Genomic DNA, 16,360 nt, shown 5'->3' with positions numbered 1-16,360 from the left:
TCAATGGGCGATGGAAATCGCCTGCCTAGGAGCAGAAGCAATGAGAAGACCCCGCCGTAACCACACAGCCGCCTTCAAGGCCAAAGTGGCGATTGCCGCCCTCAAGGGCGATGAGACGCTGGCTGCGTTAGCAGAGAAGTTTGACGTTCATCCGAATCAGATTACGCAATGGAAGACACAATTGCTCGAGAACGCCTCGGGTGTCTTTGCGACGGCTGCCGAGAAGCAGGCGGCCACGCCGGACCTGAAGGATTTGCATGCAAAGATAGGCCAGCAGGCGTTGGAGATTGATTTTTTGGCCGTCGCGCTCGGTCGCATCGGCGATGCGAGCGCAAAACGATGATCGACAAGGCCCACGATCTGCCTGTCGTCAGGCAAGTCCAGTTACTTGAGCTTTCGCGTTCTTCTGTCTATTACCAGCCGCAGCCCACATCCGAAATCGATTTGATGCTGATGCGGCGGATTGATGAACTGCACCTGGAGCATCCCTTTGCCGGTGCGCGGATGTTGCGCGATATGCTCAAGCTCGAAGGCCATGAAATCGGTCGCAAACATGTCGGTACGCTGATGAAGAAGCTCGATATCCAGGCCATCTACCGCAAGGCCAACACCAGTCGGCGCAACCAGGCACACCGCATCTATCCCTACCTGCTGCGCGGCCTTGCCATCGAGCGTCCGAATCAGGTCTGGGCCATGGATACGACCTACATCCCGATGCGCCGGGGCTTCGTCTATCTGAGCGCGGTGCTTGATTGGGCAACCCGTCGGGTGCTGAGTTGGCGCCTGTCGAACAGCCTGACGGCTGATCCCTGCGTCGATGCTCTGGAAGAGGCCATCATGAAGTATGGCCGACCGGAAATCATGAACACAGACCAGGGCAGCCAATTCACCAGTTCGGCCTTCATTGGCTTGCTTCAGGAGCACAGCATTCAGGTCAGCATGGATGGCAAGGGCTGCTGGCGCGATAACGTATTCGTCGAACGCCTCTGGAAATCGGTCAAGTACGAGGAGATTTACCTGCACGGCTACGACACCGTTTCCGAGGTCCGACAGGCGCTGGCCCGCTACTTCGATTTTTACAATCGTCGTCGCCCGCACTCAACGCTTGACGGGCAAACCCCGGATACGGCTTACTTCAACCAGCCGCTGCTCGCCGCAGCGGCTTAACCCGCAGAGAACTCACTTAAGAAAACCAAATTTCTGTCCAACTGCGCGGGGCCACCTCTCAGCGCAACGATGCGCCCCAGGCGAGACATATTGATTTCCTTCAGGCCAAAGGCCTCTGATTTAATTTCGGGGTAATAAAACCGTCTGATTAACATGTGAACGAATGCTATCCATTAGTTGGGCAAAAGTGCCCAGCCATCATACGTTTCTTGAATCAAGATGTTAATTGGGTTTTATTGATACCGAGTCAAAGATATCGATTGATAAAACTTGGCAAGGAAATATGATTAATGCCATTTAACTAAAACGGATGCACCGCAGGCCTATACGAGTTTCTTGCCCCCAAAAAGCACTAGGGCAACCTCTTAAGCGTTTAACGGGAAAACAGGCGTAGCGGGCGTACCTTCAGCCATCCTAGCATTTAAAAGCAGGATAAAAAAAGCCAGAAACCTAGATACACCGTGGTTTTCTGGCCTTCTTCGGACTACCTGAAAGTTGTCGATGGTGGTGGAGTTTAACACTCCATCGAACTTTCCTCAATAACGCCTGCGGGTTGGTGCGGAAGCACGCGGAGGAAACTACTATCGCTCCCGAACTCCAGCGGGGCCGATCTCCGGGCGTAGCCCACGTCGTTCCTCGGTACGATCCCGCAACAAGAGCTTCGCGGCTCGCGCCGAATTCGCCACTCCCAACTCGTACAACCACTCAGCCGCAATATCTTCTTGGGCCTGCCGTGCCCGGATCTCACTGCTGTATCGCTGGATTCGCTTTTCCAGTGAGGCCATCCTTTTAGATTCGCGCTGAGCCCAAACGGTTACCAATCCACCACCAAGTGTTCCAACGACGGCGATTGCCGCCGCGATGATCTGACTATCCATCTTCCCTCCCTCTCACATTAGCACCTTCACCCCCGCTGCAAGCAGCACTAACGCCAAGGCGATCTGAACCCCTCGGCCAGTTATCTTCCCGGCCAACAAACTTCCCAGAAGCACGGTGGGTATAGAGCCCACCAACAAACTGGCCAGCATCCACCAATCCACCATGCCCGCGAACAGATAGCCCAACCCGGCCACCACCGCCAAGGGAATGGCATGCACGATGTCGGTTGCCACCAGCCGATGCGGCATCATCCGCAGCGGATACAGGTAGAGCAACATCACACTACCCAGCGCACCGGCACCCACCGAGGTGAGGGCGACGCACAGACCCAACACCCCGCCAGATATCACCGTAAGCGCTGGTTGAATTGCCTTGAAACGTTCTGGCTGCCCAATCCGCCGCCACCGGGCATAAGCCACCAGCCTTGGAGCAACAAGCAACCCGACGGCAGTGATCAACACCACCACGCCAATCGCCTTCGTCAACCAGTCCACCTTCGCAACCTGCGCCCCCAGGCTGACGATGACCACAATCAGCAAAGCCATGGGCAAACTGCCCAACCACAGGCGTTTGGCGACCTGCCAGTCGACATTGCCGTTGGTGTGATGCACCCTGGCTCCAACCAGCTTGGTGATAGCTGCAAACCATAAATCGGTCGCAATGGCCGTGGTCGGCGACACGCCAAAAAAGATCAGCAGGATCGGTGTCATCAATGCACCGCCACCGACGCTGGTTAAGCCTACAACAAAGCCAGTAAACGCACCGGCCAGGGCATACGCGGTATCGATCATGCCGGGATCAGCGCTGTATCACGAGTGGCGATGAATGAGGGATTGAGCACGTCGGGCTTGCCGTACAGCAAGGGAATGCCCTGAGGGTCTACGACCACCCCACCTGCACCCTCCAGCACCGCCTGGGCTGCCGCCGTGTTCCATTCGCAAGTCGGCGCCAACCGAGGATAGATGTCGGCCTCGCCCTCAGCCACCCGGCAGAACTTGAGCGAGCTGCCAGCCTGGACCAGGCTGACATCACCCAAGCGATCTATCAAGGATCGCGTTGCCTCATTGAGATGGCTCTTACTTGCCACAACCCGGCATGCACCCCCTGCCTCGGCAGCCGCCACTTTGATCGCAACAGTTTGGGCACCCATGCATCGAAATGCCCCCATGCCTGCGCCTCCCCAGTACATTGCATCAATGGCTGGCGCATACACCACGCCAAACACAGATCGGGCATCTTCAATCAAGGCAATGTTCACCGTGAACTCGCCGTTGCGGGCGATGAACTCCTTGGTGCCATCCAGCGGGTCCACCAGCCAGAAGCGGTACGAAGGAGCATTCGCTGCCAGTGAAGCCGAATCCTCCTCGGATACCACTGGGCAATCCGGCAACAGAGGCGCCAGCCCTGCTGCCAACACCCGATGGGCAGCCAGGTCGGCCTCAGTCACCGGGCTGGCATCGGCTTTGTATACCACTTGGGACCCACCCTCTTGGTAGATCGCCATGACGGCATCGCCCGCAGCGCGCACAACGGGCAGCAGCTTGTCCAACAATATGGCTCGATCCACTTGTCGCATTATGTGTTTGTTTGTGATTTAATACGAATGTCGATCGTATCACAAGCGATTTTCTATAAAGCACATGAATAAAAAGCAATCTGCGACAGACCTAGATGCCAATCTGCTTGGCCTCGATGCCCCCCAGGTGTGGGACACCGAACTCGCCTTCGCCCACCTCCAATCGCTGGGCGAAGCCGATACCAAACGCACGGCCGAGCGGCGCCTGAACGCCATGGACTTGCTGCCGCAGGAACTGGCGCCCGAGTTGCTACTGGACGAGCGCGATCGATCAACCAACCGGCTGGTGCTGGACTGGGCCATCGAGCAAGCGCGCAAGCGGCGCGACCGGGTACTGTTTGTTCAACTGAATCCCCTGCCTGGCGGCCAACCCTGCCTGCACGCCAACGACGCGCGCGGCGCCCGTTTCTGGGTGCCGTTGGCTAACCTGAACGATGCAGCCGTTCATCAAGCGTTGGCCGACCTGCAACGCCACATCGGCAAACCCATTGCCGTGTTCCCCCATGGTGCTTTGGTGGCGCATCTGCGTCACATGAACAGCACCGCCGACATCCACCTCTGCCCGCAAGCCTACCGCCCGGTATTGCCTGCGGGCTTAAGCTTGAGCGGCAACGCCAAAACCGATCTGGCACCGTCCCCCCACCTCAAGCGGCTGGAGGCCGAGAGCATCCACATCATCCGCGAAGCGGTGGCCGAAGCGCAGAACCCGGTGATGATGTACTCCATCGGCAAAGACAGTGGCGTCATGCTGCACTTGGCGCGAAAGGCCTTTTACCCCGCACCGCCGCCGTTTCCGCTGCTGCACATCGACACGCGCTGGAAATTTCAGGAAATGTACCTGTTTCGGGACTTCATGGCCCGCGAAAGCGGCATGGACCTGCTGGTGCACACCAACCCCGAAGCCGTCGAAAAAAATATCAACCCCTTCGACCATGGCTCGGCGCTGCACACCGACATCACCAAGACCGAAGGCCTCAAGCAGGCGCTGGACCATTACAAATTCGACGTGGTGTTTGGCGGTGCCCGTCGCGACGAAGAAAAGTCCCGCGCCAAGGAACGCGTCTTCTCCTTCCGCACGTCCACCCACCGTTGGGACCCGAAGAACCAGCGCCCAGAACTCTGGAACCTCTACAACACCCGCAAGAGTCCGGGCGAAAGCATCCGGGTCTTTCCTTTGAGCAATTGGACCGAGCTCGACATCTGGCAGTACATCTACCAGGAGAACATCCCCATGGTCCCGCTGTACTTTGCCAAGCCCCGGCCCGTGGTGGTACGGCCCGAGATGATCATGATGGTGGACGACGAGCGCTGCCGCTTGCTGCCTGGCGAAGAGGTGCAGATCAAGAAGGTCCGCTTTCGAACCCTGGGCTGCTACCCGCTCACCGGGGCGGTGGAGTCCGAAGCCGAGACGCTGGAAGACATCCTGCTGGAGATCATTCACGCTCGCCAGTCCGAGCGCCAGGGGCGCAAGATCGACACCGACAGCGCTGGCTCCATGGAAAAGAAAAAACAGGAAGGCTACTTCTGATGGCTCGCCCCAAACACGTGGTCATCATCGGTGGCGGCTTCAGTGGCACGCTCACGGCCATCCATCTGGCGCGCAGCTGCACACCGAATCGCCTGCGAATCACACTCGTTAACCCCACCCCAGACATCGGTCGCGGCCTGGCGTATCGGTTTGACGACGACAACCTGTTGCTCAACGTCCCTGCGGGCAACATGAGCGCCCTGGCCAATGAGCCTGGGCACTTCGTGGCGTATTGCCAGCGCATCGACCCTTCTCTGTCGCCAGGCTCCTTTGTCTCGCGTCGGCTCTATGGTCAGTACCTGCGAAGCCTGTGGTCGCAAACCCAAGTCGCCAGCCCGGGCCTGATCGAACTGCGGGTGGATGAAGCAGTGGCATTGAACCGCGCCATCGGGGAGTCTGGCGAGTCCACATGGCAGGTGGCACTGGCCAGCGGAGAACAATTGATTGCTGACCAGGTGGTCCTGGCCCTGGGCCACCAGCGGCCTCGATTCCCCATTCCATTGGACCCAGAGGTTGGTGCGCACGTGATCGACCCGTGGAACTTTGACGACATGCACCGCCTGCCCAACGATCAGCCGGTGTTGATCGTGGGCACCGGCCATACAGCGGTCGATGCCTTGTTCTGCCTGGCGCAATCTCCGCACCGAGGATCCATCTACCTGCTGTCTCGCCATGGTCTGCTACCGCATCGCCACCGGCTATCGACGACCGCGCCCAAGCCTCAGTCATTCCCAGAATATCTGCGCGATGTGCCACCCACGGTTCGGGCCTACACCCGGGTCTTGCGCCAACACCTGAAAGCACTGGCCCAACAGGGGGGTGATTGGCGCGATGCCTTGAATGAACTGCGCCCGCACACGCCTCAACTCTGGCAATCGCTGCCAGCAAATGAGCAACGGCGATTCTTGCGCCATCTACAGGCGCACTGGGATGTGCATCGCCATCGGCTCGCACCCATGGCCGCCCAGCGGCTGGATCAACTGCTGGCAGAGCGTCGAGCTCAGGTCATCGCAGGGCGAATCACCACCCTGCGGCAACTTTCCGATGGGGTTGAAGTGGCGTATCGGCGCAGGGGATCGCAGCAAGTGAACACCCTGCAGGTCTGCGCTATCGTCAACTGCATCGGACCCAATACCGACATACAACGCCACGCCAATCCACTGATGGCTCAGCTACTCAAAAAGGGCTGGATAGCACCGGATACCCATGGCCTGGGCCTGAGGGTCACACCAGACCTTCAGGTCATAGACACCCACCAGAATCCCGTCGAGGGCCTGTGGTACGTGGGCCCGCTGCTCAAGGGAACGCTCTGGGAAGCGACCGCTGTACCCGAGTTGCGCCTGCATGCCCAACATCTTGCACAAACCCTGCTGCATCTGCCATGAACAAAGCCCCTTCCAAAGCCACACGCCAACCCAAAGCACCCACGGCAAGCAAACACCCGTCGATGGATCGGTGCCCCAAGACCGCCACCATCCACGATTGGATGGTCCAGCAAGCCCAACAGGACTTGCTGCGCTTCATCACCTGCGGCAGCGTGGACGATGGCAAGAGCACCCTGATTGGTCGCTTGCTGTGGGAATCACAACAGGTGTTCGACGACCAACTCACTGCCTTGCAGGCCGACTCCAAGCGGCACGGCACCCAAGGGCAGGACATTGACTTCGCTTTGCTGGTCGATGGCCTGGCGGCTGAGCGTGAGCAAGGCATCACGATCGACGTGGCCTACCGCTTCTTCGCCACGCCCCGGCGCAAGTTCATCGTGGCCGACACACCCGGGCACGAGCAATACACCCGCAACATGGTGACGGGTGCCTCCACAGCCGATGTGGCGGTGCTGCTGATCGATGCCCGCCAAGGCGTGCTCACGCAAACCCGGCGCCATGCCTACCTGGTGTCGCTGGTGGGCATCAAGCAGGTCATCCTGGCTGTCAACAAGCTGGACCTGGTGGGCTACCAGCAAGCGGTCTTCGACGCCATCGTGGCCGACTTCCACATACTGGCCCAGCCGCTCGGCTTCACGAGCATCACGCCCATTCCGCTATCGGCCCTGAAAGGCGACAACATCACCGAGCGCTCCCGGCACACCCCCTGGTATCAGGGTCCCACCTTGATGGGTTGCCTGGGGACACTTCCCATCACCCAACCCGTTCACAACAAAGTTGTGTTCCCGGTGCAGTGGGTGAATCGGCCTAATGCCAGCTTCCGGGGCTTCAGTGGCACCCTGGCAGCAGGTCAATTGAAGGTTGGCGATCTAATCCGAGTCACCGCGTCTGGTCAGACGGCGACTCTGTCACGGATGGTCACCGCAGACGGTGATTTGCCAATTGCCCATGCTGGCGACGCCGTCACCTTGGTGCTCGACAGAGAAGTCGACGCCTCGCGCGGCGACGTGTTGGCCCTGGCCGAACAACCGCTGGAGATGACCGACCAGTTCGAGGCCACGCTCGTGTGGATGCACGATGAACCCGGTCATATGGGGCGGGCCTACGAGATGAAGCTTGCCAACCAGTGGGCCAGCGCCAGCCTCACCAGCCTGAAATATCAGGTCAACGTGAACACACAGGCGCATGAGTCGTGCAAACAGCTCACACTCAACGACATTGCCGTGGCCAACCTGGCGCTGAGCAAGCCGGTAGTGTTTGCCCCTTACGACGACAACCGCACGTTGGGCGGCTTCATCCTGGTAGACAAGTTCACCCACGCCACGGTGGCCGCCGGCATGATCCGCCACAACCTGCGCCGTGCGCAGAACGTGCACCGGCAGGCACTCAGCATCACCCATGAAGACCGCGAACGCCTCAATGGCCACAAAGGCAAAGTCATCTGGTTCACCGGCCTGTCCGGTTCCGGCAAGTCCACCCTTGCCAACGTCCTGGAGAAGGAACTTCACGCCCAGGGCAAGCGTACTTACATTCTGGACGGTGACAACATACGGCAAGGACTGAACAAAGACCTGGGGTTTACCGACGCCGATAGGGTCGAAAACATTCGCCGTGTGGCGGAAGTCGCCAAGTTGATGATGGATGCAGGCCTGATTGTGATGACCGCCTTCATCAGTCCCTTTAGGGCCGAACGCGAAATGGCACGGGAGTTGATCGGTGCTGAAAACTTCATCGAAGTGTTCGTGGACACGCCGCTGGAAGTATGCGAGCAGCGTGATCCCAAGGGGCTGTACAAAAAGGCCCGTAGTGGTCAGTTGCCAAACATGACGGGGATCAACAGCCCCTACGAACGACCTTCGAACCCAGATTTGGTGATTAACTCAACTGTTACGAACACAGAGGACTGCGTGAAACAAATAAGCCTTTATCTTGCAGGCGCACACACATAACGCATCGCCTCGGAAAGTTGACTGATGGCGATGGTGTCGCCCCCGACATGCTCGCCGCCGAAATGCAAGAGCGTCCCCACTCCCGCTGAGCGGCCTGCCGCCATGTCACTCAGCTTGTCGCCAACAAGAATCGATCGCTCCAGGTCGATCCCTAGTTCACTTTGGGCTTGCAGCAACATGCCTGGAGCTGGCTTGCGGAATTCACTCTCCCGGCGGTACTTACCGATACCGTGTTCCGGATGATAGGGGCAGAAGTAGACACCGTCGATTCGTCCACCATGCTCGGCGAATCTGCACTTCATCCAATGAGTCAAGTTATGAAACTGCGCCTCACTGTAGTAGCCACGTCCAATACCGGCCTGGTTCGTCACCACGACAACGAGGTAGCCCGACCGATTGGCGGCGGACACAAGGTCAAAAATACCGTCGATGAAGTGAAACTCTTCTGGCGTGTGCACATACCCGTGATCCACATTGATCACGCCATCCCGATCCAGAAACAGCGCGGGTCTCTTCATAGATCTGCAAGGAGTGTCTGCGCCCGCGCATAGTCTGCGGGGATTCCAATGTCGATGAACACTCCCTTGGTCACAAATACCTCAACCATTTCACGCGCAACCTCTGGTACAAGGTAGTCGGTCTCGATGGAGAAGGCCTGGTTCAGAGGGAATCTCGCCAGCGCATCTCTTGACAGCACATAGCAACCCGCATTGATTAAGCCTTGGCCCGTGATTCCCTTTTCTTCAAAACTGGTTATCCGATCGCCATCTACAACCAAACGCCCATAGCGTGCGGTATCCGACACCTGCCTACCGACAACGATCGGATGCCGCCTGACCTGCCATTGCTGTTCGAGCAGTTCGACCTCAAGGTCGAGATAGGTGTCGCCGTTAAAGACATATACATGGTCTTGGGTGCATGCCTCGGCGGCAAGCCGAGTTGCGCCCCCGGTGCCAAGGGGTGTGTCTTCCACAACGTATGCGATGTCCAGCCCAGCGAACCGGGAACCAAAATGGCCGCTGATCTTTTCAGCCATGAACCCCAGCGAGAGAACCGCTCGCGAAAAGCCCTTTTTCGCGAGCGAGCCAAGCAAAATCTCCAAAAACGGGCGACCAGCAATAGGCGCCATCGGCTTGGGCACATCTGCCACCACTTGGCGCAACCGTGTGCCAAACCCGCCGGCCAGAACAATTGCCTCCATCAGGCGGGCGCCTTGAACAGTGCCTGTTCGACCAAGCCGCACAGGATATGGCCCAGCACGGCATGCCCTTCCTGGATCTTTGGCGTGTCAGCCGAAGGAACGTCTAGGTAGTATTCGCACAGCTCCTTCATCGGACCTCCACGGTTACCTGTCATGCCAATGCATACGACGCCACGGCTTTTCGCCTCCTGGAGCGCAGCAATCACATTGGGAGACTTTCCAGAGGTCGAATAGGCGATGAAGACATCGCCCTTTTGGGCATGTGCCTGCACCTGACGAGCAAACAGCTTGTCATAGCCGTAGTCATTGCCAATCGCCGTAAGAATGGACGTGTCTGTGGTCAACGCGATGGCAGGCAGACCAGGACGATCAAAAGCAAACCGGCTGACAAATTCACCGGCAATGTGTTGTGCATCGGCGGCGCTACCGCCATTTCCGGCAAGCAAAATCTTGCCGCCGTTGTTCATGGACGCGACGCAAGCCTCGGCCGCCGCCGCCACCCGCGCCAGTAGCGAATCGTCCGCCAACATGGCCGACATGACCCGCTGGGTCTCCTGAATCTGACCAGTGATGTAATCTCTCATGAAATTCTCCATGCCTGCGTACCGTGTTTCGTGAAGTGACAGTTACTTACCTGCCCACCAAAGCCACTCAGGGTGCGGATCACATCCATGCGCTTTTCTGTGGGCACAAAGAACCACATGAAGCCACCGCCGCCTGCACCGGATACTTTTCCGGCTAAGGCACCGGCCTGAAGGGCCGAATCGTAGATTGCATCGATGTGCGGATTGGATACCGTTTTAGCCGAACGTTTCTTGTTTTCCCAGCCTAGGCGCATAGACTCCACCAAGCCCTCAAAGTCCCCCCGCAACAAGCATTCTTTCATCGCAAGGGCCTCACGCTTGATGCCATGCATCGCCTCCAGCGCATCTGCCGCACCGGACTTCACATTGCTACTCTGGTCCGCGATGATGTGCGCCGACTCACGCGACACTCCGGTGAAGTACAGCACCAAGGAGGCCTCAAGCTCGCACAGGATCCAGTTCTTGACGCGCAGCGGATTAATAACTGCCCGCTCGTCAGCGTAAAACTCCATGAAGTTGAAACCACCGAACGTCGCCGAATACTGATCTTGCCGGCCTCCTTGCAGCCCACAATCCACCCGTTCGATTTGGTAAGCCATGTGGGCGATGGTGTAGTCATCCAGGGGCAGGTTCAGCAATTCCGCAAAGGCGCGGATCATGGTCACCACCAACGTCGAGGATGACCCTAAACCAGAACCGGCCGGCGCATCGCAGAACGTACTCAATTCCAACGGGATAGGCTTGCCGCCATTGAAGTTTTGCACGATGTGGTTGTACACCGACTTGTGCAAATCCAGATTGCCATCAAGCGGTAACGGCACTTCCGCCGGCCTAACCTTCTCCACCTGCTGGTCGGTAGCAATAAAGCGGACCACTGGCTCGTCCAGGGTTTTGATCACCGCATAGGCGTAGCGGTCAATGGCCGCATTGAGCACAAAACCACCATAGATATCGCAATACGGAGACACGTCGGTGCCGCCACCAGCCAGTCCAAGGCGAAGAGGTGCACGGGCTCGAACTACAGGCATCTTATCTCTCCGTTTAGCGATTCAGTGGAATGCGTCCCTTGGCAATTTCGCTGCGCCAGTGGTTCAACAAGTCTTCAAACATCTTTCTGGCCGGAATTTCGGGCTTCCAATCGATCGCTGCACGAATCTTGGTGTTATCGAACATTTGATAGTCAGCATCGATCGGCCTTAACCGGTCCTGATCGGTCACAACCTTGATGTCGGTACGGGTGCTGAATCCAAGGAGGATATCGATCACCTCAGGCAGTTGGAAAGCTTCTTCACCAGCGATGTTGAAATATTCTCCGCAGGCTATCTTGCCTTGAGCGCTCGCTTCCAACAAAAGGAAGTAGGCCCTGACCGCATCTCGCGCATCCTGGAACGTTCGGGTGCTGGAAAGATTCCCAACGCGGATCTCCGGCGTCTGATATCCAGCCTCGATCAGTGCGATCTGTTTTGCCACAGTGCTCTCAAAGAACACGTCGCTGCGCCGGGGGCCGGAATGCGTACCCATGCGGGTAACGAAGGTGCGCAAGCGATACGCTTCGCCGTAAAAGCGGCCCAGATAATCCGTGCCGATCTTGCTGATGCTGTAGGGGCTCGCTCCATGAAAGGGCGTGTCTTCCGCAAGCGGCATCCCAGGCTTGGCGCGCCCATAAACTTCACTTGAAGAACAAACATGCACGACCGGGTCGTAACCGTCAGCCTCCTTTTGCTGGCGGATGGCTTCGAGCAAATTGGCGGTACCGATGATGTTGGTCTGTAAGGTCTCGATCGGAATGTCGAACGAGGTCTTCGGATATGACTGCGCGGCCAAGTGCGAGACGTAATCTGGCCGAACGGCCTTGAGCATGCGCGCAAGGGCCGAGTAGTCATTCAGATCGGCGTAGTGCAGGCTGATACGGTCTTTACGATTGATCCGGTCAGTCAGGTGATAGAGGTTATCCATCGGCTCCTGCCATCGCATCATGCCGACGACATCGTACGACGTGTTCTCGAGTACGAAGTCAGCCAACTGCGAGCCCACCTGTCCGGTGATTCCAGTGATTAATACTTTTTTGCTCATAAAAATCTCTCAGTATTTGAAGACGCCGCAAACTCCAGACGAGCAGCCTCGCGAAGCGTGCGAGGCGGCCGTCCAAGCAGTCTGGATAAAACTGGGGACGTCATCGCAATGACACGGGGGCGATTCTTGAAGAAGTCTGCGCCGGGTTCTGTCACCTTGAAGCGCAGGTCATGGAGATGAGTCTCTCGAAGGCATTCGGCGAACTCGATCCGAGAAAGCACCTGCGGGCCGCCGAAGTTGATGACCTGCTCAGGCACGTCATTCCAGCGAGCCGCCAGCGCCAACGCGCCCTCGACGACATCATCGCGATGCACGATGGCACGGAAAAACGGATGGAATAGATCGGCTTCCTCGTGACGCGTGGCGCATCCGGCTAGGTAGCGGGTGAAACTTGTCTTCGCGAGAGAACACGTATGAAAGACGAATCGCCTTGAATGATGCGTTGCCCGAAAAGCGTTGTTCGACCTCGCGTTTCATTTCCGCATACTCGCCTGTCGGATTGCACGCTGCTGACTCGTCGAACGAATCTTCGCGCTCGCCATAGACGGTATCGCTGGAAAAAAAGAGTACGCGGGCACCGCGATCGATAACGCTCTGGATAAAGCTCGACGTTCCGGTAACGTTCACCGCCCACGCACGATCGTGCTCACGAGCGCAGATGTCGGGCGCTGAAATGGCGGCTGTTAGCAGCGCGACATCACCGGAACGGACCTTGCCGTAATCAAAATCAGCAGGCGCATCCAGGCGGAGCGGCAGAAGGCCTTTTCCGCCAGAGGATGATGTGCCAAGAGCAGAGCCCGACTTGTTGGCATTCGCTAACAAGACGCTACCAACGTAGCCTGTAGCACCTACTATAAAGAAGGTCGATTTGGTTCTCATCACGCCAACCCTCTGAATTTTAATACGGCATGCGGCTTAATTCCTCGCGAATAAAATGACTCACAATGCAATGTTTTACAAAAAACTGCCATCATGTGCGTCGGAGTTAATGTACCAGCAGCAAATCCCGCTTCATCTTCTGCATGAACTTTATCTATAAGGGCCTTATCTTCTTCGGATTCACGGCTGAAGTTGTGACCAAAACATCTGTCAACAAAAATATCAATGACATTCCCAAAACCGACAAACTTTTCGCACTGAAATCTTTGAACAAGCAAGGGCAGAATATCTTCTGCACGAATCCCCTCAAAGCCTTCTATACTACAATCCCAGTTGTCGTACTCAGCCTCAAATCTATTAAGAAGATGATTATATTTCTTTGTATCCGGCAATTCCTTCCAATACCTTTGAACGATCTCCAATGCTTCCGGCCATCTCTGGTGGCCGTTTCGACCAATCATGTCACTAATCACAAAGCTTCCATCTCTATGCAGAGCATTTCTTACTTGATCAAATAAATTTTCGAGTTGGGTTACGTGATGCAGTGATTGATTTGCCATTACCCCATGGTATTCACGGCTTGCTTGCCACGTATTGAAGTCAGCCTCAACAAAAACCATCTTACTCAAGACACCATTTTCTTTGGCTATCTGCTTACCCCGTTCAAGCATCACAGGATTTATCTCAAGACACTCCAATACAAATTCACTCAAGCCAGCTTGGAGTAGGTTTTTGGCAATAGAGACCTCCAAATCACAATTTCCCGCCCCTACGCTAACAAAATAGGCTTTTGTACAACCTGTTCTTGTTGCAGCGACTAGAAGATTAGATGAGAAAAATTCGGCAATCGTCGAAAATCCAGCATCACGAAAAATTGGAGCCAAGTATTTATTGGACCAATAATGGTAAATATCTGGAAGATCGCTGAACATTTACCTGCTTTTCATAGATGGCCAGTTCTTGTTGGACTTTTTTACGATACTCATCATCAGCAACACCCGCCTTCAAGGCTGGCGACTTAAGATTTGTCGTCGCAACTTTTTTCCATCACTACGATCGGCCCCATAAAGAATTAACTGTCTGTTTCCGCGCTGTAATAAAAAACCCAACTCACAAAGAATTCTCGCAAGTTTATTCCAAGCTGCCTCGGCTCCCCACGATTGCTCAGCAAAATCCACTCCATTTTCGCTAATACGGTTCCACAGCGCTTCATCTTGGTAGATTCTGGCAATCGCAGCAGCAAGGGCTTCTGCATCGTCAGCCACCAAAATATTTTCACCATCGGTGAGCGACATTCCCTCTGCCGCTAGTGAGGTGGCTACAACGGGCAACCCAACGGCCATTGCGGTGCCGATCTTGCCCTTAATACCAGCTCCATAGCGCAAGGGGCAACCGATACACGCATCCTGTCGAGCAGTGGCGTCAGGTCTTCTACAAAGCCCGTAACAATGACGTCTTCCGCTGCCAGCGCTTGTATAGCGGCAGGTGGCTTGCTGCCAACTGCGTAAAAGTGCACGCCAGTGAGTTTTTTGCGCAGCAAAGGCATGACATCTTCTACAAAATATTTCACCGCATCGACGTTAGGAGTATGTTGATAGCCGCCGACAAAGACAATATCTCTGCGCTCTGCAAAGATCTTGCTCGACCCTTTGACATCCATGATCAAGGGGAACACATGAAGCTTGGCCTCGGGCAACAGAGGCCAAAGGATTTCCAGTTCGGCTGTGCTGTGTACGATGGTGGCATCGACGGCACGGATCGCTGCCAGCTCGCGCTGCCGCATTTCGTCTGCTGCCTTTTGTTTGGCATTGTCTGATTGAAGCTCAGCTTCGCGCGACATGCGCAAGAAGTGCAAGTCCACGGTATGGAAGAGCACCTTGGCTTTAGTGCAGTATTGGCGAACGATTTTTAGGTGGCGCTCGACGACCCCCGGCCTGAAAAGGAATGCTAGGTCATATCGTGCACCGTACTCTTTCAGGTGCTGCTCCACATTGGTGACATAAGGGGCGTAGAGCACTTCAATACCTGCCCGCTGCAATGCGGTGGTGTACTCGGGCATGTAAAGAAAATTGTCTTCAGGGATAAACGTGACTTGGAAGTCCATCTCCCTTAACAACAGCAGTAGATTAAATACCGTTACCGAGCCAGCATCTTGGTCGGGCGTGGGGGTGCAGTGGTCGAGCACCAGCACGCGGCGCTTCGCCCTGCGGTCTTTGGCATTGTCTACATCAGTCCCAGATGCTTGATGGGCTTTGAGCCGCTCTTGCCAGCGTTCGAACAGCTTCCTTGTATTTTCGATTTGGTGGGCCTTTACGCCCAGGGTGGTATCCGTCCCCGAAGTTATCCCTTCAAAGTGAATGACGATGGACAGGGGTTGATAGATGACTCGATAGCCCTTGTCGCGAATCTTCAAGGCAAGGTCGGAATCTTCGCAGTATGCTGGGGCATAGTGTTCATCAAAGCCGTTTAACTCATCAAACAACGACTTAGGGACCATGATGGAGGCACCGGAACAGTAGTCAACCTCTCTGGCGTAGTTGTAAATAGGTAGCTGAGGATTTTGAAAACGCCCGAAATTCCAGGCACTGCCGTCCTGCCAGATGATGCCCCCCGCTTCTTGGAGGCGCCCATCGGGATAGACCAGTTTTGACCCTGCGAGCCCCGTGCCCGGAAATTCGCGGAAGGTGCGAAGTAGTTCGTCCAGCCAGCCAGAAGTGACTTCGGTATCGTTATTCAGGAAATACAGGTAATCACCACGCGCTGCCTTTGCACCGTTGTTGCATGAACGGATGAAGCCCTGATTCTGCTCGTTGCGCAGCAACCGAATGCCCTGGACTTTGAACAGGACATCAAAAGAGTCATCGGGAGAACAGTCATCCACCACGATCACCTCAAAGGCAGTTTTTGGTTGATTGCCTGCAATTGACACAAGGCATCGCAATGTGTAATCAACTTTCCCATATACAGGGATGATGACCGAGACCTCCGGACGATCCGAAGCAGGAATTACAAAGCTGGCTGCGGGAGTTACTGGATCTGTTGCAGCTTCTGTCAACTTGGCTACGGAACCATGCTGCGGTGACACATGAGTGCCTGCAAGCATAGGAATAGTCGCCGCTGGCGTACCAGTTGCAAGTAG

Annotated in this window: 15 protein-coding genes and 1 pseudogene; 5 read left to right on the top strand and 11 right to left on the bottom strand. The window is 56.1% G+C overall.

Annotation, left to right across the window (positions count from 1 at the left end; translation table 11 throughout):
• Positions 1-40: 40 nt before the first annotated feature.
• A protein-coding gene (locus AB6Q56_RS21520) for an IS3 family transposase (protein ID WP_374755713.1) occupies positions 41-1,167 on the top strand; the annotation gives its coding sequence in 2 pieces (ribosomal slippage) (positions 41-299 and positions 299-1,167; 1,128 coding nt in all).
• 890 nt (positions 1,168-2,057) lie between these two features.
• On the opposite strand, the gene AB6Q56_RS21515 is transcribed toward AB6Q56_RS21520, so the two are convergent.
• Positions 2,058-2,837, bottom strand: a complete 780-nt coding sequence (locus tag AB6Q56_RS21515) for a sulfite exporter TauE/SafE family protein (RefSeq protein WP_434515048.1) — start codon at positions 2,835-2,837, stop codon at positions 2,058-2,060.
• Positions 2,834-3,595, bottom strand: coding sequence for a 3'(2'),5'-bisphosphate nucleotidase CysQ (cysQ, locus tag AB6Q56_RS21510; protein ID WP_434515047.1), 762 nt, complete (start codon positions 3,593-3,595; stop codon positions 2,834-2,836). Before cysQ ends, AB6Q56_RS21515 begins: the two co-directional genes overlap by 4 nt.
• 652 nt (positions 3,596-4,247) lie before the next feature.
• Here cysQ and cysD point away from each other — a divergent pair.
• Genes cysD through cysN form a run of 3 tightly spaced genes read left to right on the top strand, consistent with a single transcriptional unit; the run spans position 4,248 to position 8,484 of the window.
• Entirely contained in the window at positions 4,248-5,150 is a 903-nt protein-coding gene (gene cysD / locus AB6Q56_RS21505; protein WP_434517190.1) for a sulfate adenylyltransferase subunit CysD, read from the top strand.
• Positions 5,150-6,535, top strand: a complete 1,386-nt coding sequence (locus AB6Q56_RS21500; protein WP_434515046.1) for an FAD/NAD(P)-binding protein — start codon at positions 5,150-5,152, stop codon at positions 6,533-6,535. The genes cysD and AB6Q56_RS21500 overlap by 1 nt, the downstream gene beginning before the upstream one ends.
• Positions 6,532-8,484 carry a sulfate adenylyltransferase subunit CysN gene (gene cysN / locus AB6Q56_RS21495; RefSeq protein WP_434515045.1) on the top strand — a complete coding sequence of 651 codons (1,953 nt, stop codon included), beginning with the start codon at positions 6,532-6,534 and terminating at the stop codon, positions 8,482-8,484. The genes AB6Q56_RS21500 and cysN overlap by 4 nt, the downstream gene beginning before the upstream one ends.
• On the opposite strand, the gene gmhB is transcribed toward cysN, so the two are convergent.
• Genes gmhB through AB6Q56_RS21470 form a run of 5 tightly spaced genes read right to left on the bottom strand, consistent with a single transcriptional unit; the run spans position 8,460 to position 12,342 of the window.
• Positions 8,460-9,002 (bottom strand): D-glycero-beta-D-manno-heptose 1,7-bisphosphate 7-phosphatase, encoded by a 543-nt coding sequence (gmhB, locus tag AB6Q56_RS21490; protein ID WP_434515044.1) that lies wholly within the window; start codon positions 9,000-9,002, stop codon positions 8,460-8,462. The two genes, cysN and gmhB, sit on opposite strands and share 25 nt — an antisense overlap.
• Positions 8,999-9,685: a nucleotidyltransferase family protein gene (locus AB6Q56_RS21485; RefSeq protein ID WP_434515043.1), complete on the bottom strand. Its 687-nt coding sequence runs from the start codon at positions 9,683-9,685 to the stop codon at positions 8,999-9,001. The genes gmhB and AB6Q56_RS21485 overlap by 4 nt, the downstream gene beginning before the upstream one ends.
• Positions 9,685-10,269, bottom strand: a complete 585-nt coding sequence (locus tag AB6Q56_RS21480; protein WP_434515042.1) for a D-sedoheptulose 7-phosphate isomerase — start codon at positions 10,267-10,269, stop codon at positions 9,685-9,687. The genes AB6Q56_RS21485 and AB6Q56_RS21480 overlap by 1 nt, the downstream gene beginning before the upstream one ends.
• Complete coding sequence (locus AB6Q56_RS21475; protein WP_434515041.1) at positions 10,266-11,297, bottom strand: GHMP family kinase ATP-binding protein; 1,032 nt, start codon at positions 11,295-11,297, stop codon at positions 10,266-10,268. The genes AB6Q56_RS21480 and AB6Q56_RS21475 overlap by 4 nt, the downstream gene beginning before the upstream one ends.
• Before the next feature lie 13 nt (positions 11,298-11,310).
• Positions 11,311-12,342, bottom strand: a complete 1,032-nt coding sequence (locus AB6Q56_RS21470; RefSeq protein WP_434515040.1) for a GDP-mannose 4,6-dehydratase — start codon at positions 12,340-12,342, stop codon at positions 11,311-11,313.
• A gap of 170 nt (positions 12,343-12,512) precedes the next feature.
• On the opposite strand from AB6Q56_RS21470, the gene AB6Q56_RS21465 reads away from it, so the two are divergent.
• Entirely contained in the window at positions 12,513-12,683 is a 171-nt protein-coding gene (locus AB6Q56_RS21465) for a hypothetical protein (RefSeq protein ID WP_434515039.1), read from the top strand.
• Here AB6Q56_RS21465 and AB6Q56_RS21460 read toward each other — a convergent pair.
• The 4 genes and pseudogenes from AB6Q56_RS21460 to AB6Q56_RS21445 all read right to left on the bottom strand — a co-directional run.
• Positions 12,643-13,221, bottom strand: a complete 579-nt coding sequence (locus tag AB6Q56_RS21460; RefSeq protein WP_434517189.1) for an NAD-dependent epimerase/dehydratase family protein — start codon at positions 13,219-13,221, stop codon at positions 12,643-12,645. The two genes, AB6Q56_RS21465 and AB6Q56_RS21460, sit on opposite strands and share 41 nt — an antisense overlap.
• Positions 13,221-14,153 carry a class I SAM-dependent methyltransferase gene (locus tag AB6Q56_RS21455; RefSeq protein WP_434515038.1) on the bottom strand — a complete coding sequence of 311 codons (933 nt, stop codon included), beginning with the start codon at positions 14,151-14,153 and terminating at the stop codon, positions 13,221-13,223. Before AB6Q56_RS21455 ends, AB6Q56_RS21460 begins: the two co-directional genes overlap by 1 nt.
• Before the next feature lie 72 nt (positions 14,154-14,225).
• Positions 14,226-14,786: a glycosyltransferase gene (locus AB6Q56_RS21450; protein ID WP_434517188.1), complete on the bottom strand. Its 561-nt coding sequence runs from the start codon at positions 14,784-14,786 to the stop codon at positions 14,226-14,228.
• 839 nt (positions 14,787-15,625) lie between these two features.
• A pseudogene (locus AB6Q56_RS21445) lies at positions 15,626-16,324 on the bottom strand (glycosyltransferase family 2 protein); the annotation flags it as partial.
• Between the last annotated feature and the right edge of the window lie 36 nt (positions 16,325-16,360).

Source organism: Dechloromonas sp. ARDL1 (assembly GCF_051122455.1).
Lineage (GTDB): Bacteria > Pseudomonadota > Gammaproteobacteria > Burkholderiales > Rhodocyclaceae > Azonexus.
This window is presented reverse-complemented; position numbering and strand designations above follow the sequence as displayed.

Bases quoted from the DNA above. Each gene is read 5' to 3' on its own strand.
- AB6Q56_RS21485 (WP_434515043.1), bottom strand. From the start codon at position 9,685: ATGGAGGCAATTGTTCTGGCCGGCGGGTTTGGCACACGGTTGCGCCAA.
- AB6Q56_RS21480 (WP_434515042.1), bottom strand. From the start codon at position 10,269: ATGAGAGATTACATCACTGGTCAGATTCAGGAGACCCAGCGGGTCATG.
- AB6Q56_RS21475 (WP_434515041.1), bottom strand. From the start codon at position 11,297: ATGCCTGTAGTTCGAGCCCGTGCACCTCTTCGCCTTGGACTGGCTGGT.
- AB6Q56_RS21455 (WP_434515038.1), bottom strand. From the start codon at position 14,153: ATGTTCAGCGATCTTCCAGATATTTACCATTATTGGTCCAATAAATAC.
- gmhB (WP_434515044.1), bottom strand. From the start codon at position 9,002: ATGAAGAGACCCGCGCTGTTTCTGGATCGGGATGGCGTGATCAATGTG.
- AB6Q56_RS21470 (WP_434515040.1), bottom strand. From the start codon at position 12,342: ATGAGCAAAAAAGTATTAATCACTGGAATCACCGGACAGGTGGGCTCG.
- AB6Q56_RS21515 (WP_434515048.1), bottom strand. From the start codon at position 2,837: ATGATCGATACCGCGTATGCCCTGGCCGGTGCGTTTACTGGCTTTGTT.
- AB6Q56_RS21460 (WP_434517189.1), bottom strand. From the start codon at position 13,221: ATGAGAACCAAATCGACCTTCTTTATAGTAGGTGCTACAGGCTACGTT.
- cysN (WP_434515045.1), top strand. From the start codon at position 6,532: ATGAACAAAGCCCCTTCCAAAGCCACACGCCAACCCAAAGCACCCACG.
- AB6Q56_RS21500 (WP_434515046.1), top strand. From the start codon at position 5,150: ATGGCTCGCCCCAAACACGTGGTCATCATCGGTGGCGGCTTCAGTGGC.
- AB6Q56_RS21465 (WP_434515039.1), top strand. From the start codon at position 12,513: ATGGAGATGAGTCTCTCGAAGGCATTCGGCGAACTCGATCCGAGAAAG.